At 63.0% G+C, this 16,504-nt stretch carries 14 protein-coding genes; 4 read left to right on the top strand and 10 right to left on the bottom strand.

Going from position 1 to position 16,504, the window contains the following annotated elements; genetic code table 11:
• Positions 1 to 122 precede the first annotated feature (122 nt).
• Complete coding sequence (gene psrA / locus PF66_RS22630; protein ID WP_054057091.1) at positions 123 to 830, bottom strand: transcriptional regulator PsrA; 708 nt, start codon at positions 828 to 830, stop codon at positions 123 to 125.
• A gap of 251 nt (positions 831 to 1,081) precedes the next feature.
• On the opposite strand from psrA, the gene lexA reads away from it, so the two are divergent.
• Together lexA and sulA are read left to right on the top strand one after the other, a co-directional pair.
• Entirely contained in the window at positions 1,082 to 1,690 is a 609-nt protein-coding gene (gene lexA, locus PF66_RS22635) for a transcriptional repressor LexA (protein ID WP_026145583.1), read from the top strand.
• A 10-nt stretch (positions 1,691 to 1,700) separates the two neighbouring features.
• Positions 1,701 to 2,165, top strand: a complete 465-nt coding sequence (sulA, locus tag PF66_RS22640; protein WP_054063879.1) for an SOS-induced cell division inhibitor SulA — start codon at positions 1,701 to 1,703, stop codon at positions 2,163 to 2,165.
• Positions 2,166 to 2,309: 144 nt separating this feature from the next.
• On the opposite strand, the gene PF66_RS22645 is transcribed toward sulA, so the two are convergent.
• The 7 genes from PF66_RS22645 to PF66_RS22675 all read right to left on the bottom strand — a co-directional run bounded on the left by PF66_RS22645 (position 2,310) and on the right by PF66_RS22675 (position 10,740).
• The gene (locus PF66_RS22645) at positions 2,310 to 2,546 is read right to left on the bottom strand and encodes a hypothetical protein (protein WP_054057089.1); all 237 of its coding nucleotides are present in this window, start codon (positions 2,544 to 2,546) and stop codon (positions 2,310 to 2,312) included.
• 185 nt (positions 2,547 to 2,731) lie between these two features.
• Complete coding sequence (locus tag PF66_RS22650) at positions 2,732 to 3,253, bottom strand: DUF6586 family protein (protein ID WP_054063880.1); 522 nt, start codon at positions 3,251 to 3,253, stop codon at positions 2,732 to 2,734.
• 181 nt (positions 3,254 to 3,434) lie between these two features.
• A complete protein-coding gene (gene topA, locus PF66_RS22655) occupies positions 3,435 to 6,056 on the bottom strand; it encodes a type I DNA topoisomerase (RefSeq protein WP_054057087.1) in 2,622 nt (873 codons plus the stop codon).
• 115 nt (positions 6,057 to 6,171) lie between these two features.
• On the bottom strand, positions 6,172 to 6,408 hold the full coding sequence (locus PF66_RS22660; RefSeq protein ID WP_054057086.1) for a DUF1653 domain-containing protein: 237 nt from the start codon (positions 6,406 to 6,408) through the stop codon (positions 6,172 to 6,174).
• An 86-nt stretch (positions 6,409 to 6,494) separates the two neighbouring features.
• Complete coding sequence (fadA, locus tag PF66_RS22665; RefSeq protein ID WP_054057085.1) at positions 6,495 to 7,670, bottom strand: acetyl-CoA C-acyltransferase FadA; 1,176 nt, start codon at positions 7,668 to 7,670, stop codon at positions 6,495 to 6,497.
• A 29-nt stretch (positions 7,671 to 7,699) separates the two neighbouring features.
• Entirely contained in the window at positions 7,700 to 9,847 is a 2,148-nt protein-coding gene (gene fadB / locus PF66_RS22670; RefSeq protein WP_054057084.1) for a fatty acid oxidation complex subunit alpha FadB, read from the bottom strand.
• A gap of 455 nt (positions 9,848 to 10,302) precedes the next feature.
• Complete coding sequence (locus PF66_RS22675; RefSeq protein WP_054063881.1) at positions 10,303 to 10,740, bottom strand: hypothetical protein; 438 nt, start codon at positions 10,738 to 10,740, stop codon at positions 10,303 to 10,305.
• A 107-nt stretch (positions 10,741 to 10,847) separates the two neighbouring features.
• On the opposite strand from PF66_RS22675, the gene PF66_RS22680 reads away from it, so the two are divergent.
• Positions 10,848 to 11,288: a universal stress protein gene (locus tag PF66_RS22680; RefSeq protein ID WP_054057082.1), complete on the top strand. Its 441-nt coding sequence runs from the start codon at positions 10,848 to 10,850 to the stop codon at positions 11,286 to 11,288.
• Positions 11,289 to 11,502: 214 nt separating this feature from the next.
• On the opposite strand, the gene PF66_RS22685 is transcribed toward PF66_RS22680, so the two are convergent.
• Entirely contained in the window at positions 11,503 to 13,422 is a 1,920-nt protein-coding gene (locus PF66_RS22685) for an ATP-binding cassette domain-containing protein (RefSeq protein WP_054057081.1), read from the bottom strand.
• A gap of 229 nt (positions 13,423 to 13,651) precedes the next feature.
• On the opposite strand from PF66_RS22685, the gene PF66_RS22690 reads away from it, so the two are divergent.
• On the top strand, positions 13,652 to 15,580 hold the full coding sequence (locus PF66_RS22690; protein WP_054063882.1) for a transglycosylase SLT domain-containing protein: 1,929 nt from the start codon (positions 13,652 to 13,654) through the stop codon (positions 15,578 to 15,580).
• Between the two features lie 82 nt (positions 15,581 to 15,662).
• On the opposite strand, the gene PF66_RS22695 is transcribed toward PF66_RS22690, so the two are convergent.
• Complete coding sequence (locus PF66_RS22695) at positions 15,663 to 16,469, bottom strand: MOSC domain-containing protein (protein ID WP_054057079.1); 807 nt, start codon at positions 16,467 to 16,469, stop codon at positions 15,663 to 15,665.
• Positions 16,470 to 16,504: the final 35 nt, after the last annotated feature.

A 16,504-nucleotide genomic window follows, 5' to 3' on the forward strand; every position in this document is an offset into this window, starting at 1 on the left:
GAACGCCCTGCCGCGGAGGGCATCCGGCAGATGAACGGGAAAAAGGAAAAGAGGGGGAGGAAAGGAATCGCGCATGGGCGGCAAGCTTAGCCGATCAAGGCCAGCGCGCCCACCCGAATGCGTCAGGCCTTGACGACAGGTGCCGCCGACTTGCTGCGTGGACGCAATTGTGCCGCAGCCATGGCCTCGTCGGTCACGCCGCTGTCGGCACGCATGCCGGCCGCCAGAAAGGGCACCATCAGGCGCATCACCGTCTCGATCGAGGTGTTGACGCCGAAGTCGGTCTCGGCGATCGCCCGCAACGCCTTGATCCCGGACATGCTGAAGGCGGCCGCACCGAGCATGAAGTGCACGCGCCAGAACAGCTCGATCGGTGGAATACGAGGGGCCGCTTCATTGACCAGCAGCATGTAGCGGCGAAACACCTTGCCGTACATGTCTTCCAGGTAACGTCGCAGGTGCCCCTGGCTCTGGCTGAAGGCCAGGCCCAGCAGGCGCATGAAGATCGACAGGTCGTTACCGCTGCGCGGCTGAACCACCAGGGCCTGTTCAACGAGGATTTCCAGCAGTTCTTCCAGGGTCGGCTTGACCTCCGGCTTGGCCTGGCGGCGCTCCAGCTCGCGATCGAGGCTGACACAGAACGGCCCGAGGAAACGCGAGAAGACCGCCTGGATCAGGGCCTTTTTCGAGCCGAAATGGTAGTTCACCGCCGCCAGGTTGACCCCTGCCTTGCTGGTGATCAATCGCAACGAGGTCTCGGCGAAACCTTTTTCCGCGAACAATTGCTCGGCAGCATCGAGAATGCGTTCAACGGTTTCCGACTGGGCCATGGCTACTCCGCCTGACAAACACTTGTTTGAAACATACGTTTCAGCCCACGGAATGTCAAGTCTGCCGGTCCATTTCCGGCCAGTCAGTCAGGTATTAAATCATAGAACCGGCCACCTGTAGCAGCACGCTCACGATGGCGGCCGACACCCTCCCCGACAACCGTCCGGCGGCCACCGTGAAAAGGAGGATTGCCAAGCGCCTCCCACTGTATATAATTCCAGTCACTGTATAAAAAGACAGAGCCATCAAAATGCTAAAACTGACGCCCCGCCAAGCTGAGATTCTGGCTTTTATCAAACGCTGCCTGGATGACAACGGCTATCCGCCCACCCGTGCGGAAATCGCCCAGGAACTGGGCTTCAAGTCGCCGAACGCGGCCGAGGAGCACCTCAAGGCCCTGGCCCGCAAGGGCGCGATCGAAATGACGCCGGGCGCCTCACGGGGCATTCGCATTCCCGGCTTCGAAGCCAAGGTCGACGAATCCACCCTGCCGATCATCGGTCGCGTCGCCGCCGGTGCGCCCATCCTCGCCGAGCAGCATGTCGAGGAATCCTGCAACATCAACCCGACCTTCTTCCACCCCCGGGCCGACTACCTGCTGCGCGTTCACGGCATGAGCATGAAGGACGTCGGCATCTTCGACGGCGATCTGCTGGCCGTACACACCTGCCGCGAGGCCCGCAACGGCCAGATCGTGGTGGCGCGCATCGGCGAGGAAGTCACCGTCAAACGCTTCAAGCGCGAAGGCAGCAAGGTCTGGCTGCTGGCGGAAAACCCCGAATTCGCCCCTATCGAAGTCAACCTGAAAGAGCAGGACTTCGTCATCGAAGGTTTGAGCGTCGGCGTCATTCGCCGCTGAAGGAGGCGTCATGCAATTCCAGACTCCACAACACGCCCAGTTGCCCCTGTTCGAAGCGTTCATGATGCAGCCGCTGGCCCCCGCCCTGAAGGACGTGGTCGAAACACCCTGGAGCACCGAGCCCGAGGCCTTCAGCGAATTATCGCTGCGCGGTGGGAATTGCCTGAGCCTGCTGGCTCCTATCCTGCGCGAACTGAGCCAGGACCAGGATGCCCGCTGGCTCACCCTGATCGCCCCGCCCGCCAGTGTCACCCAGGCCTGGCTGCGGGAAGCCGGGCTGAACCGCGAGCGGATTCTGCTGCTGCAGCCCGGCAGCGCACAGAACGCCCAGCAACTGGCTTGCGAAGCCTTGCGCCTGGGGCGCAGCCACACCGTGGTGAGTTGGTTGAACCCGCTGAACAGCAGCGCTCGTCAGCAACTGATCAACGCCGCGCGCAAGGGCGACGCACAGAGCCTGAATATTCGCCTGGGTTGAAGTGGACTTGAAGCGGGGCCAGGGACAGCCAGGAAAGCCAGGCAGGCTCTTTGTACCTACCCACAAGGCTTCTCCAGGGCAGAGAAGCCAATCAGGACCAACGACTCGTTACCGATAGGTGCCCGAGCCAGGCATGAGCGCTACTCAGTGAAGAACCCGCGGGCCGTCGTCTTCTTTCTCGAGTTCGCCTTCCACCAGACGCCCCGCCATCTGCACGCCAACACTCAGCATGGCCTTGGCCACTTCGACATGCTGGCCCTGCAGGAAAGCCTTGGCGTCTTCGGAGAAGTTCAGAGTGACCAGAGAACCTTCGTCCTCGGCGCGGCGCAGCTCGATACGGCCGTCCGGCAGCTCGACAATTTCTAGAAAGGACGTAGGCATAAAAGTCTGTTCTCCACGAAAGGCTGGTGGCCTGTAGGGTCAATTCGGATGGATGCACGCGAATTCAGCCAATAGGCCACTAATATCATACCAGTCATTCATGGCAACTCGCTCAAGATCTCAACAGCTTTCGTTACCGCCTGATGAACAACTGACAGACGGAACCTACATCCTGAGCGTGCGAATCAGCACTCGCTCAGCCCGTCACGGAAGCGAATCGCCAGGGCCTTGAGGTTCTGCCGCCAGCTTTCCAGCTCCTCGCGTCCCAACTCCGGCGCGGCCTCCTCGTCCAGACTGACCGCCTCGATCAACGGCTGCAACACGTCACCCTTGGGCTTTCTTGGCGCCTGGGGCGGCAGGTAGAGCGCAGAGTGGGCAGCGATCAGTCGTGCCAGCCAGCTTTGCGGGCTGTGGGCCAGCTCCACCAGCTCGGCCATTTCCGGAATGGCGATGGATTCCAGCACCTCCCGGGTCAGCAACAGCTCGGCGCGCGGGGCACTGGCCTGGGGCAGGCGGTAGAAGCCGGCGATCTCATGGCACAGCCCGAGCAAGGCGCCGTAGAGATGGAATACCGCGGCTTCGCGCTCGGCCTGGGTCAGCGCCAGCGCGTTCATCGCCCGGCTCTCCTCGGCCTTGCCCAGGGCTTCCAGAGCGAGGCCGGCGTAGAAGATCTTCTGGTTGGTACGGGTATAGAGTTCGTTGGCCATGATGGCGCACTCCCAAAAAGAGATCACACAGGCCCTTCCGGCAGGAGCCGGGCTTGCCCGCGAATGCGCCTTCAAGGACGCCAGAAGCTTCGCGGGCAAGCCCGGCTCCTACAGGGAGGGAGCACCGGGTTTTGCATCAGGCCCGGCCCTGCGCGGGCCAGGGCCTCAACCGACAACCGGGTCAGGCGCCCTGACGCTTGTCTTCCACCTTCCACTTGCCACTGTCGTAGAACGCCTTCCAGCCGGTCGGCTTGCCGTCGACCTCGCTCTGCACGTACTGCTCCTTGGTCTTGCGGCTGTAGCGGATGACCGCCGGACGACCGTCCGGGTCCTTCTGCGGCGCTTCGCAGAGGAAGTGGTACTTCGGATCGATCTCAGCCTTGTGCGGGACGATCTCGAGCACCAGCGGCGCACGGGTCTCGCGGTTTTTCGGGAACTGGCTCGCCGCCAGGAACAGGCCCGAAGCACCATCACGCAGGATATAGGTGTCGTCGACCTTCTCGCACTTGAGCTCCGGCATCTTCACCGGGTCCATCTTCGGCGGCGCCGCATCGCCGCTCCTGAGCAACTTGCGGGTGTTCTTGCAGGTCGGGTTGGTGCAACCGAAGAACTTGCCGAAACGGCCGGTCTTGAGCTGCATCTCGCTGCCGCACTTGTCGCACTCCAGGCTCGGCCCTTCGTAGCCCTTGATCCGGTAGTTGCCCTCCTCGATCTCGTAGCCGGCGCAATCCGGGTTGTTGCCACAAATGTGCAGCTTGCGCTTCTCGTCCAGCAGGTAGGCATCCATCGCCGTGCTGCAGATCGGGCAGCGATGCTTGCCGCGCAGCACCAGGGACTCCGACTCGCCCTCGTCGTCCGCGGCGATCTCGTCACCCGGGACCAGGTTCACGGTGGCCTTGCAACGCTCTTTCGGCGGCAGACTGTAGCCCGAGCAACCGAGGAACACGCCGGTCGAGGCGGTACGGATCTGCATTGGCCGACCGCAGGTCTGGCATGGGATATCGGTCATCACCGGCTGGTTGGCGCGCATGCCGTTTTCCGCGCCCTCGGCCACTTCGAGCTTCTTCTTGAAGTCGCCGTAGAACTCGTCGAGCACGTTTTTCCAGTCGCGCTCGCCCTGGGCCACGTCATCGAGGTTCTCCTCCATGTCCGCGGTGAAACCGTAGTCCATCAGGTTCGCAAAGCTTTCGGCCAGGCGCTCGGTGACGATGTCGCCCATCTTCTCGGAATAGAAGCGACGGTTGTGCAGCGCCACGTAGCCGCGGTCCTGGATGGTGGAAATGATCGCCGCATAGGTCGAAGGACGACCGATGCCGCGCTTTTCCATTTCCTTGACCAGGCTGGCCTCGGAATAACGCGCCGGCGGCTTGGTGAAGTGCTGGCTCGGATCGAGCTGGATCAGCTTCAGCACCTCGCCCTGGGCCATGTCCGGCAGGACGTCGTCGTCGCCCGGCTTGCTCAATTGTGGCAGGACCCGGGTGTAGCCGTCGAACTTGAGGATACGGCCCTTGGCACGCAGCTCGAAGTCGCCGGCGGCGACGCTGACGGTGGTCGACAGGTACTGCGCCGGCAGCATCTGACAGGCCACGAACTGGCGCCAGATCAGCTCGTACAGGCGCTCGGCGTCACGCTCCATGCCCGACAGCTTGCTTGGATCGGTATTGACGTCGGAAGGCCGGATCGCCTCGTGCGCCTCCTGGGCGCCTTCCTTGCTGCTGTAGACGTTGGGGGCGGACGGCAGGTATTTCGCGCCGAATTCGCTCTCGATATAGGTCCGCGCCATCGCCACGGCGTCGGCCGAGAGATTGGTCGAGTCGGTACGCATATAGGTGATGTAGCCGGCTTCGTAGAGACGCTGGGCCATCATCATGGTCTTCTTCACCCCGAAGCCCAGGCGGTTGCTCGCCGCCTGCTGCAGGGTGGACGTAATGAACGGTGCCGACGGCTTGCTGCTGGTCGGCTTGTCCTCGCGCTTGGCGATTGTGTAGGCCGACGCCTTGAGCTTCTCCAACGCGGCCATGGCCTGGGCTTCGTTCAGCGGCTTGAAGGCCTCGCCGTTCTCGCGAGCCACTTCGAAGCGCACCTTGGCACCCTTGCCCGTGCCGAGGTCGGCATGCACTTCCCAGTACTCTTCGGGGATGAACGCACGGATCTCGCGCTCGCGCTCGACCACCAGCTTCACCGCCACCGATTGCACACGGCCGGCGGACAGGCCACGGGCGATCTTCGCCCACAGCAGCGGCGAGACCATGTAGCCGACCACGCGGTCGAGGAAGCGTCGCGCCTGCTGGGCGTTGACGCGGTCGATATCCAGCTCGCCCGGCGCCGAGAAGGCCTCCTGGATCGCCTTCTTGGTGATTTCGTTGAACACCACGCGCTTGTAGCGGCTGTCATCACCACCGATGGCTTCGCGCAGGTGCCAGGCAATGGCTTCCCCCTCGCGGTCCAAGTCGGTTGCGAGATAGATGGTGTCGGCATCCTTGGCGAGGCGGCGCAGTTCCTCGATCACCTTCTCCTTGCCGGGAAGGATCTCGTAGCGGGCCTTCCAGCCGTGGTCCGGGTCGACGCCCATGCGCGCCACCAGTTGCTTGCGCGCCTTCTCTTTCGCCGAGAGCGCAGGCGCCTCGCCGGCAGCGGCCTTGCCGCGCTTGGCGGCAGGCTCCTTGACGGCACTGGCCGAACCGCTGGTGGGCAGGTCTCGGATATGGCCGATACTCGACTTCACCACGTACTGGGTTCCCAGATACTTGTTGATGGTCTTGGCCTTAGCCGGGGATTCCACAATGACCAGCGATTTGCCCATGGATCGGAAAATTCCTGAATGCTAGAAGTGAGAGCGCAGCCCGCGCCTGGCGCGGCACCGCTATATATAGTGGCAACAAGGTGAGGTCAAGCACAGGGTGCTGCGCGACCAGCCCTCAAGCCCTGGAAAAAATACTCGGCTCGGCCTGCACCAAAGCAAAGCGTGGTACCCGTTCGCCGTCAACCTCGACCGACTCCAGGAACATGCTCAAGGGGCGTACCCAGAAACCGTATTCGCCATACAGCGCCTGGTAGAACACCACTTCCTCCTCGGTCTCGGAATGCCGTGCCACACTGAAAACGCGGTACTGCGGTCCCTTGTAGTGCTGATAGAGCCCGGGTTGCAAAGTCATGTATCGGCCCTCTTACAAAATAAAATAAAAAAAATCGGAAAAACAAAAACCGGGGCACCAGGCCCCGGTTTCCGTCATCGAAACGCTTAGACGCGTTCGAAGACGGTGGCAATGCCCTGGCCGAGGCCGATGCACATGGTGGACACCCCGAAAGTCCCGCCGTTCTGTTTCATCACGTTCAGCAGGGTGCCGGAAATCCGTGCACCGGAGCAACCGAACGGGTGACCCAGGGCGATGGCACCGCCGTGCAGGTTAACCTTCTCGTCCATCTTGTCGAGCACTTTCAGGTCCTTCAGCACTGGCAGGGCCTGTGCGGCGAAGGCTTCGTTGAGCTCGATGAAGTCGATGTCGGTGATCGACAGACCGGCACGCTTGAGCGCCTTCTGGGTCGCCGGCACCGGACCATAACCCATGATCGCCGGATCGACACCGGCCACCGCCATCGAACGGATCACCGCCAGTGGCTGGATACCGAGGTCCTGGGCGCGCTGCGCCGACATCACGATCATGCACGAGGCACCATCGGTGATCTGCGACGACGTACCCGCAGTCACGGTACCGCCCTTGGGGTTGAACGCCGGCTTCAACGCCGCCAGGCTTTCCAGGTTGGTTTCCGGGCGAATGGTCTCGTCGTAGTCGAAGACCTTCAGGAAGCCGGCCTCGTCATAACCCTGCATCGGGATGATCTCGTCCTTGAACTTGCCTTCCACGGTCGCCTTGTGGGCGAGCTGGTGGGAGCGCACGCCAAAGGCGTCCTGTGCTTCACGGGTGATGCCGTGCATCTTGCCGAGCATCTCGGCGGTCAGGCCCATCATGCCCGAGGCTTTCGCCGCGTACAGCGACAGGTGCGGGTTCGGGTCGACACCGTGCATCATGCCGACATGGCCCATATGCTCGACGCCGCCAACGACGAAAACGTCACCATTGCCGGTCATGATCGCCTGGGCGGCGGTGTGCAGCGCGCTCATCGACGAACCACACAGGCGGCTGACGGTCTGGCCGGCCGCGGTGTGCGGGATCTGGGTCATCAGCGAGGCCATGCGCGCGATGTTCCAGCCCTGCTCCAGGGTCTGGTTGACGCAGCCCCAGATCACATCCTCGACCTCGTTCGGGTCGACCTTGGTGTTGCGCTCCAGCAGCTTGCTGATCAGGTGCGCGGACATGTCCTCGGCACGGGTGTTGCGGTGCATGCCGCCCTTGGAGCGGCCCATCGGAGTACGACCGAAGTCGACAATCACGACGTCTCTAGGATTCAAGCTCATATAGTTCACTCTCGCTCTAGTGTGGGCGCTTAACCGAAGAACCGCTGGCCGTTCCTGGCCATTTCACGCAGCTTCGCGGTCGGGTGGTACAGCGCGCCCAGATCGGCGTACTGGTCAGCCAGGGCAACGAACTCGGCCACACCGATCGAGTCGATGTAGCGCAGCGCACCGCCACGGAAGGGAGGGAAACCGATGCCGTAGACCAGGCCCATGTCAGCCTCGGCGGCGGTGGCGACGATACCGTCCTCCAGGCAGCGCACGGTTTCCAGGCACAGCGGGATCATCATCCAGTTGATGATGTCCTCGTCGGTCACTTCACGCTGCTCGTAAACGATCGGCTTGAGCACTTCCAGCACCGACGGGTCGGCGACCTTCTTCTGCTTGCCGCGCTTATCGGTCTCGTAGGCGTAGAAGCCCTTGCCGTTCTTCTGGCCCAGGCGCTTGGCGTCGTACAGTGCGTCGACAGCCGAACGACGATCGTCCTTCATGCGATCCGGGAAGCCCTCGGCCATGACGTCGCGACCGTGGTGACCGGTATCGATACCGACCACGTCCATCAGGTACGCCGGGCCCATCGGCCAGCCGAACTTCTCCATGATCTTGTCGATACGGACGAAGTCCACGCCGGCGCTGACCAGCTTGGCGAAACCGCCGAAGTACGGGAACAGGATACGGTTGACCAGAAAGCCCGGGCAGTCGTTGACCACGATCGGGTTTTTGCCCATCTTCTTGGCATAGGCCACGGTGGTGGCGATCGCCTGTTCGCTGGACTTCTCGCCACGGATCACTTCCACCAGCGGCATCATGTGCACCGGGTTGAAGAAGTGCATGCCGACGAAGTTTTCCGGACGCTTGAGGGCCTTGGCCAGCAGACTGATGGAGATGGTCGAGGTGTTGGACGCCAGTACGGCATCTTCCTTGACCTGGGCTTCCACTTCAGCCAGCACCGCCTGCTTGACCTTCGGGTTCTCGACGACCGCTTCGACCACCAGGTCGACGTGGCCGAAGTCACCGTAGGACAGGGTCGGACGGATGCCATTGAGCACCTCGGCCATCTTCGCCGCGGTCATGCGGCCTTTCTCGACACGGCTGACCAGCAGCTTGGCGGCTTCGGCCAGGCCCTGCTCGATACCGTGCTCGTTGATGTCCTTCATCAGGATCGGCGTGCCCTTGGACGCCGACTGGTAGGCGATACCGCCCCCCATGATGCCGGCGCCGAGTACGGCGGCCTGCTTCACGTCCTGGGCGATTTCGTCGTAGGCCTTGGCCTTCTTCTTCAGTTCCTGGTCGTTGAGGAACAGGCCGATCAGGCTCTCGGCCGCCGAGGTCTTGGCCAGTTTCACGAAGCCCGCGGCTTCGATTTCCAGGGCCTTGTCGCGACCGAAGTTGGCGGCCTTCTGGATGGTCTTGATCGCCTCGACCGGTGCCGGGTAGTTCGGGCCAGCCTGGCCAGCGACAAAGCCCTTGGCGGTTTCGAAGGCCATCATCTGCTCGATGGCGTTGAGCTTGAGCTTGTCCAGCTTCGGCTGGCGCTTGGCCTTGTAGTCGATCTCGCCGGAAATGGCGCGCTTGACCAGGTCCAGGGCGGCCTGCTGCAGTTGCTCAGGCGCCACCACGGCATCGACGGCGCCGACTTTCAGGGCGTCTTCGGCACGGTTTTCCTTGCCGGCGGCGATCCACTCGATGGCATTGTCCACACCGATCAGGCGTGGCAGGCGCACGGTACCGCCAAAGCCCGGGTAGATGCCCAGCTTGACTTCCGGCAGACCGATCTTGGCGCTGCCGGACATGACCCGCAGGTCCGCGGCCAGGCACATTTCCAGACCGCCGCCCAGGGCGATGCCGTTGATCGCGGCCACGGTCGGAACGGCCAGGTCTTCGAAATCGCTGAAGATCCTGTTGGCTTCGAGGTTACCGGCCACGAGCTCGGCATCGGGCAACTTGAAGTTGTCGACGAATTCGGTGATGTCGGCGCCGACGATGAACACGTCCTTGCCGCTGCTGACGATCACACCCTTGACCGAGGCATCGGCCTTGATGGTGTCCACCGCCTGACGCAGTTCGTTCAGGGTGAGACGGTTGAACTTGTTGACGGACTCACCCTTGAGATCGAACTTGAGTTCGACGATGCCACTTTCAAGAGCCTTAACCGTGATGGCTTTACCTTCGTAAATCATCAACTGATCTCCACGATATGGAAGCTGAACAGTACACGTCGGTCGCTAACTTCCGGCCCGCATTGACGTCACCGTCACTGCCACGCCCAGCCGCCAGGCACACCCGCCGACGCGATAGTCGGGATTCTGTAAGAGCCGTCTGTCAGACAAACGCTCAATTCATACGCCCGTTTGATTTGGGTGTGGACACCTTCACGGAATTCGCGGCAATTGTCAATTGCCGAAAACACCCCGAAAAATACGACTTTCCGGTCACTTTCCAGGCGCGCAGGTGCCGCCGCAGCCGGCCTGATGAAGCTTCATTCATGAAATCAATAACAGGCGAAGCGACCAGATCAGGCATAAAACCAGGAACGGGCCTACCAGACTCCAAGAAAGAGCCTAGTGGAAAATATGGACACTTTTTATGAAGGGAAGGTGCCAGAGCGGTTGGGCCGATGAACTGCCCCTGTCGGTCAGGCCAGCGCCTTGAGCACGGCGGCGATGTCCTGGAGCACCTGCGCGTCACCACGCTCGCCCCAGCAGAGCGCGATCATCTGTGCATCCGCCTCGACCTTGTAGACATTGGCCGGCAACGTCCGCAAATGCGCCAGCAGCACCTCGTCCGTGAGCACTTCCCGCCACCGGTTGAGCCAGACACCCGGCTCGCCCTGCCAGTAACACCAGCATTGCGGCGCCTTGCCGCGTCGCGGCCGATGGTATTGCGCACACGGGCTCGGCGGCTGCGGGGACAGCCAGTGCGGCCACTCCTGAGGCGCCAGCTGCATGCCCAGGCCGATACGGCGCGCTTCCATGCGCAGGGCCATCCGATCGCTCTGGCGGCGCGACGGACGCAACCATGCCAGAGGACTGAGAACCACCGCCAGGATTGACACCACTATCCAGACCGTCATATCTCTACTCCCCGAAGATTATTCATGAGCGATTGATTCAGGGCAGAACCAATCAGCTTGAAACGAGCCATAATCAATACAATTGCGATCCTCAGGAGGTGCCTGCAATGCCCTACAACCACATTCTGGTTGCCGTCGACCTGACGGAAGAGTGCGACCCGGTCATTCATCGCGCACGTGAACTGTCGGTCAGCAACAACGCCAAGCTCTCGCTGGTCCATATCGTCGAGCCCATGGCCATGGCCTTTGGCGGCGACGTCCCGATGGACCTGTCTCAATTGCAGCAACAGCAGTTCGACCAGGCCAAGGAGCGCCTGGAGCGGCTGATCAACAAGTACCCCGAGATCTCGAAAGACACCTGCCATCTGACCTACGGCCAACCGCGCCAGGAAATCCATCACCTGGCCAAGGAGCAGCACTGCGACCTGGTGGTGGTCGGCAGCCACGGCCGCCACGGCCTGGCCCTGCTGCTCGGCTCCACAGCCAACGACGTGCTCCACGGCGCCCCCTGTGACGTCCTCGCCGTGCGCCTGCAGAACAAGGGCTGAACCCCGACACCCCTTTGACAGGCACCCCAACCCCGTGGGAGCGGACTTGCCCGCGAAGCAGGCAACACAGTGCAACTGATTCCCCGCGAAAGGCCATTCGCGGGGAATCAGCCCCACAAGGGCGACGCCCGGCAAGCCACGGGGCAGAAACGGCTCCTGCAAAAAGCCCGGCCTCACCTGATGAAGCCGGGCTTTTTTATCCCCTCACGATCAATCAGGCATCCAGCTCGGCCCAGCGCTCGACCATCGCATCCAGTTCGGTCTGCAGCGTTTCCAGCCTGGCCAGCACGGCGGTCGTTTCGGCAACCGGGCGCTGATAGAACCCCGCCTCGGCCATCTCGGCCTGCACGGCGGCGATTTCCTGCTCCTTGGCATCGATCTCGCCCGGCAGAGCTTCCAGCTCGCGCTGCAGCTTGTAGCTGAGCTTCTTCTTCGCCGCTGGCGCTTCGACCACCGGCGCCACCTGCGCAGGGGGCGCCGTGACGATCGCCGACTCAAGCTCGGCCTTGCCGGACTTGCTCTCGGTCACGCCCAGCAAACGTGGCGAACCGCCCTGGCGCAGCCAGTCCTGATAGCCGCCGACGTACTCGCGAACCTTACCCTCGCCTTCGAACACCAGGGTGCTGGTCACCACGTTGTCGAGGAAGGCCCGGTCGTGGCTGACCATCAGCACGGTGCCCTGGAAGGTCAACAGCACTTCTTCCAGCAGCTCGAGGGTTTCCACATCGAGGTCGTTGGTCGGCTCGTCGAGCACCAGCAGGTTGGCCGGCTTGCTGAACAGCTTGGCCAGCAGCAACCGCGCCCGCTCACCACCGGACAGCGCCTTGACCGGCGTGCGCGCCCGCTGCGGGCTGAACAGGAAATCGCCGAGGTAACTGAGCACATGGCGGCTCTGGCCATCGATCTCGATGAAGTCACGACCTTCGGCGACGTTGTCGACCACGGTCTTTTCCAGGTCCAACTGATGGCGCAACTGGTCGAAATAGGCCACCTCGATGCGGGTGCCCTCCTCGACCTTGCCGCTGGTCGGTACCAGACCGCCGAGCATCAGCTTCAGCAGCGTGGTCTTGCCGGTGCCGTTGGCCCCGAGCAGGCCGATACGGTCGCCACGCTGCAGGACCATGGAGAAATCCTTGACCAGGAACGGGCCGTCCGGATGGGCGAAGCTGATGTTGTCGAGCACCATCACCTGCTTGCCGGACTTCTCCGCGGCTTCCAGCTGGATGTTCGCCTTGCCGGTGCGCTCGCGCCGTTCGCTGCGCTCGACGCGCAGTGCCTTCAACGCACGGACGCGGCCTTCGTTACGGGTACGCCGGGCCTTGATGCCCTGGCGGATCCACACCTCTTCCTGGGCCAGGCGCTTGTCGAACAGCGCGTTGGCAGTCTCCTCGGCCGCCAGCATGGCTTCCTTGTGCACCAGGAAGCTGGCGTAGTCGCCGTTCCAGTCGATCAACCCGCCGCGGTCCAGTTCGAGAATACGGGTAGCCAGGCTCTGCAGGAAGGAACGGTCGTGGGTGATGAAGAGCACCGCGCCCTGGAATTCCTTGAGGGCATCTTCCAGCCAGGCAATCGCGCCGATATCCAGGTGGTTGGTCGGCTCGTCGAGCAGCAGCAGGTCCGGCTCGGCCACCAGCGCCTGGGCCAGCAGCACGCGACGACGCCAGCCACCGGACAGCTCGGCCAGGGTCTTGTCGGCCGGCAACTGCAGACGGCTCAGGGTGCTTTCGACCAGGGTCTGCAGGCGCCAGCCATCGCGGGCCTCGAGGTCATGCTGGACACGCATCAGCTTGTCCAGGTCGGCATCGGTGACGATGTTCTGGCTCAGGTGATGATACTGCGCCAGCAACTCCCCTACGCCGTCCAGCCCCTGGGCGACGACGTCGAACACGGTGCGCTCGTCGGCCACCGGCAGTTCCTGCGGCAGTTCGCCGATCTTGAGCGCAGGCGCGCGCCAGACGGAGCCGTCGTCGGGCTTCTGGTCGCCCTTGACCAGCTTCAACATGCTGGACTTGCCTGTGCCGTTGCGGCCGATGATGCACACCCGCTCACCACGGGCGATCTGCCAGGACACCTTGTCCAACAACGGCATGGCGCCGAAAGCAAGGGACACATCGCTGAATTTGAGCAGGGTCATGAGCTTCTCCAAAAACCGGGCGCGCATTCTACCCGATGTTGAGCGGCGAGGCGGCCGCGATTTTCGCCAGCGGTCGAAGCCCGCGTCGCCTGCCACATGACATTTGGTATCAAGTTGCGTACACGAGGCCGGCAAAACTTTCGCCCCCCGCCGGCAAAAGGCTAAGCTACCCGACAATCAGTACCGGCCTTGCGGCCTGTGCTTGTCCGTTTTTTTGCCCGGAAGTCTCATGCGCAGCCGTCTTTTCAACTTCTTATCGTGTCTGCTTCTTTCCACCTGCGCCGTCCAAGCTGCACAGGCCGTCGACCTCGCCCAGCAACGTCAACTCTACGATGACGCCAAGCGCGCCCTGGCCAAGGGCGATTCAGGCCCGTATTTCCAATACCGCAGCGCCCTGCAGAGCTACCCGCTGGAGCCCTACCTGGCCTACGACGAACTGACCGCGCGACTGAAGACCGCCAGCAACGCCGAGATCGAGCAGTTCCTCGCCGAGCACGGCGACCTGCCCCAGGCCAACTGGATGAAGCTGCGCTGGTTGCGCTGGCTGGCCGAACGTGGCGACTGGGCCCCCTTCGTCAAGTACTACGACCCCAAGCTGAACTTCACCGAGCTGGACTGCCTCAACGGCCAGTACCAGCTCAGCCACAACCTGCGCGCCGAAGGCTTCGCCACCGCGGAAAAGCTCTGGCTGACCGGCAAGACCCAGCCCAGCGCCTGTGATGCCCTCTTCGACAGTTGGGCCGCGCAGGGCCAACTGACCGAACAGAAGCGCTGGCAACGCGTCAAGCTGGCCGCCGAGGCCCGCAACTACGGTCTGGCCACGGCTCTGGTGAAAGGCCTGAGCACCCTCGGCCCACAGGGCCGGCTGATGATCGAGGTGGCGCAGAAACCCGATCTGCTGAGCCAGCCGGCGCGTTTCGTACCCGCGGACGAGGCGATGTCCGATGTGGTCGGTCTGGGTCTGCGCCGCCTGGCACGCCAGGATCCGGACAAGGCCATGGCGCTGCTCGACGGTTATGCCACGAGCATGCACTTCTCCCGTGACGAGAAAGTCTCCATCGCCCGCGAGATCGGCCTGACCCTGGCCCGCCGCTATGACGGCCGCGCCCTGGAAATCATGACCCAGTACGACCCGGAATTGCGCGACAACACCGTCACCGAATGGCGCCTGCGCCTGCTGCTGCGCCTGGGCCGCTGGGAAGAGGCCTACCAGTTGACCCGCCGCCTGCCGCAGGACCTGGCCAGCACCAACCGCTGGCGCTACTGGCAGGCCCGCAGCCTGGAACTGGCCCAGCCGCAGAACCCGCAGGCGCAGGTACTGCTCAAGAACGTCGCCCGCGAGCGTGACTTCTATGGCTTCCTCGCCGCCGATCGCTCGCAGACCCCTTACCAGTTGACCAACCGGCCACTGGTCCTCAGCCAGCAGTTGATCAACAAGGTCCGCAACACCCCGGGCGTGCGCCGTGCCCTGGAATTGCACGACCGCGGGCAGATCGTCGATGGCCGCCGCGAGTGGTACCACACCAGCCGCCACCTCAGCCGCGACGAAATGGTCGCCCAGGCCAAGCTGGCCTACGACCTGAAGTGGTATTTCCCGGCGATCCGCACCATCAGCCAGGCGCAGTACTGGGATGACCTGGATATCCGTTTCCCCATGGCCCACCGCGACACCCTGGTCCGCGAGGCCAAGCTGCGCGGCCTGCATTCGAGCTGGGTGTTCGCGATCACCCGCCAGGAAAGCGCCTTCATGGATGATGCGCGCTCCAACGCCGGGGCTACCGGCCTGATGCAACTGATGCCCGGCACCGCCAAGGAAACCGCGCGCAAGTTCAGCATCCCGCTGGCTTCGCCGCAGCAGGTGCTGGATCCGGACAAGAACGTTCAATTGGGCGCGGCCTACCTGAGCCAGGTGCACGGCCAGTTCAACGGCAACCGCGTACTGGCCACCGCCGCCTACAACGCGGGCCCGGGGCGGGTAAGGCAGTGGCTCAAGGGGGCGAACCACCTGAGCTTCGATGTCTGGGTGGAGAGCATTCCGTTCGACGAGACTCGCCAGTACGTGCAGAACGTGCTGTCCTACGCGGTGATCTACGGTCAGAAACTCAATGCGCCGCAGCCGCTGGTGGATTGGCACGAGCGGTTCTTCGACGATCAGTGATCCGTGGAACTTGAGCAGGGCTTGCCCACGAATGAGCCGGTAAGCCCGACACGAAACCCGGGCTCCACCGAGACTCGGTGGCTCACTCGAGAATCGTCACCGGCATTCCCACTTCCAGCCGCCCCACCCCGTCATTGACCAGGTTCTGCCCGAAAAACACATTCCCGTCCTTCTCCCGGTAGGTCTTGAGGGTGGTCAATGGCTCGCGGTCGGCGCTGCGCTCACCGGACTGCGGATCGATGGTGGTGAGGATGCAGCGCGAACACGGCTTGACCAGCCGAAACTCGATCTCGCCAATCCGGATCCGCTTCCACTGGTCCTCGGCAAACGCCTCGCTGCCCTCGATGACCAGATTCGGCCGAAACCGCAGCATCTCCAACGGGCGCCCGACCCGCCGGGACAGGTCCTCCAGCGACGCCTGTCCGATCAACAGCAAAGGAAAGCCATCGGCAAACGCCACACGGTCATCATCGCGACCATAACCGGCCTCGGTGCTGCGCGCCCGCTCCTGTGGCACATGGACCAGCCTTACCGGCTTGCCGATGAAGCCGCTCAACCAGGCCGCAGCTTCATCGCCGGCATCGGGCACCCGCAGGGTATCGTTCCAGATGGTCACGCCACGCAATTGCTCATCGGCGGCCGGCAACGCCACCTCCAGCGGCGCATGCCCCGGCGCACTCAAGGTCAGCCCGCCCGCGGCACTCCACAGCGCCGACAACTGGCTCATGCCGGACACGGCACGCTGGGTCAGGAAGCGTCCGCTGGCCTCGTCCACGAGCATCCAGCGTCGGTCCCCCGCCAGCCCCAACTCATCGAGCGAGGCATGAGACAAGTGTTCGCCCTTGGCAGACTTGAGTGGATAACGATACAGCGCGCTCAGACGCAACATGAGAACCGGCTCCGGGATAAAAGACCACGATATAC

Source organism: Pseudomonas asplenii (genome assembly GCF_001293465.1).
Classification (GTDB): domain Bacteria; phylum Pseudomonadota; class Gammaproteobacteria; order Pseudomonadales; family Pseudomonadaceae; genus Aquipseudomonas; species Aquipseudomonas fuscovaginae_B.

What these genes read in the sequence shown, in the direction of transcription:
- psrA (WP_054057091.1), bottom strand. Translation starts at nt 830, where the DNA reads ATGGCCCAGTCGGAAACCGTTGAACGCATTCTCGATGCTGCCGAGCAA.
- lexA (WP_026145583.1), top strand. Translation starts at nt 1,082, where the DNA reads ATGCTAAAACTGACGCCCCGCCAAGCTGAGATTCTGGCTTTTATCAAA.
- sulA (WP_054063879.1), top strand. Translation starts at nt 1,701, where the DNA reads ATGCAATTCCAGACTCCACAACACGCCCAGTTGCCCCTGTTCGAAGCG.
- PF66_RS22645 (WP_054057089.1), bottom strand. Translation starts at nt 2,546, where the DNA reads ATGCCTACGTCCTTTCTAGAAATTGTCGAGCTGCCGGACGGCCGTATC.
- PF66_RS22650 (WP_054063880.1), bottom strand. Translation starts at nt 3,253, where the DNA reads ATGGCCAACGAACTCTATACCCGTACCAACCAGAAGATCTTCTACGCC.
- topA (WP_054057087.1), bottom strand. Translation starts at nt 6,056, where the DNA reads ATGGGCAAATCGCTGGTCATTGTGGAATCCCCGGCTAAGGCCAAGACC.
- PF66_RS22660 (WP_054057086.1), bottom strand. Translation starts at nt 6,408, where the DNA reads ATGACTTTGCAACCCGGGCTCTATCAGCACTACAAGGGACCGCAGTAC.
- fadA (WP_054057085.1), bottom strand. Translation starts at nt 7,670, where the DNA reads ATGAGCTTGAATCCTAGAGACGTCGTGATTGTCGACTTCGGTCGTACT.
- fadB (WP_054057084.1), bottom strand. Translation starts at nt 9,847, where the DNA reads ATGATTTACGAAGGTAAAGCCATCACGGTTAAGGCTCTTGAAAGTGGC.
- PF66_RS22675 (WP_054063881.1), bottom strand. Translation starts at nt 10,740, where the DNA reads ATGACGGTCTGGATAGTGGTGTCAATCCTGGCGGTGGTTCTCAGTCCT.
- PF66_RS22680 (WP_054057082.1), top strand. Translation starts at nt 10,848, where the DNA reads ATGCCCTACAACCACATTCTGGTTGCCGTCGACCTGACGGAAGAGTGC.
- PF66_RS22685 (WP_054057081.1), bottom strand. Translation starts at nt 13,422, where the DNA reads ATGACCCTGCTCAAATTCAGCGATGTGTCCCTTGCTTTCGGCGCCATG.
- PF66_RS22690 (WP_054063882.1), top strand. Translation starts at nt 13,652, where the DNA reads ATGCGCAGCCGTCTTTTCAACTTCTTATCGTGTCTGCTTCTTTCCACC.
- PF66_RS22695 (WP_054057079.1), bottom strand. Translation starts at nt 16,469, where the DNA reads ATGTTGCGTCTGAGCGCGCTGTATCGTTATCCACTCAAGTCTGCCAAG.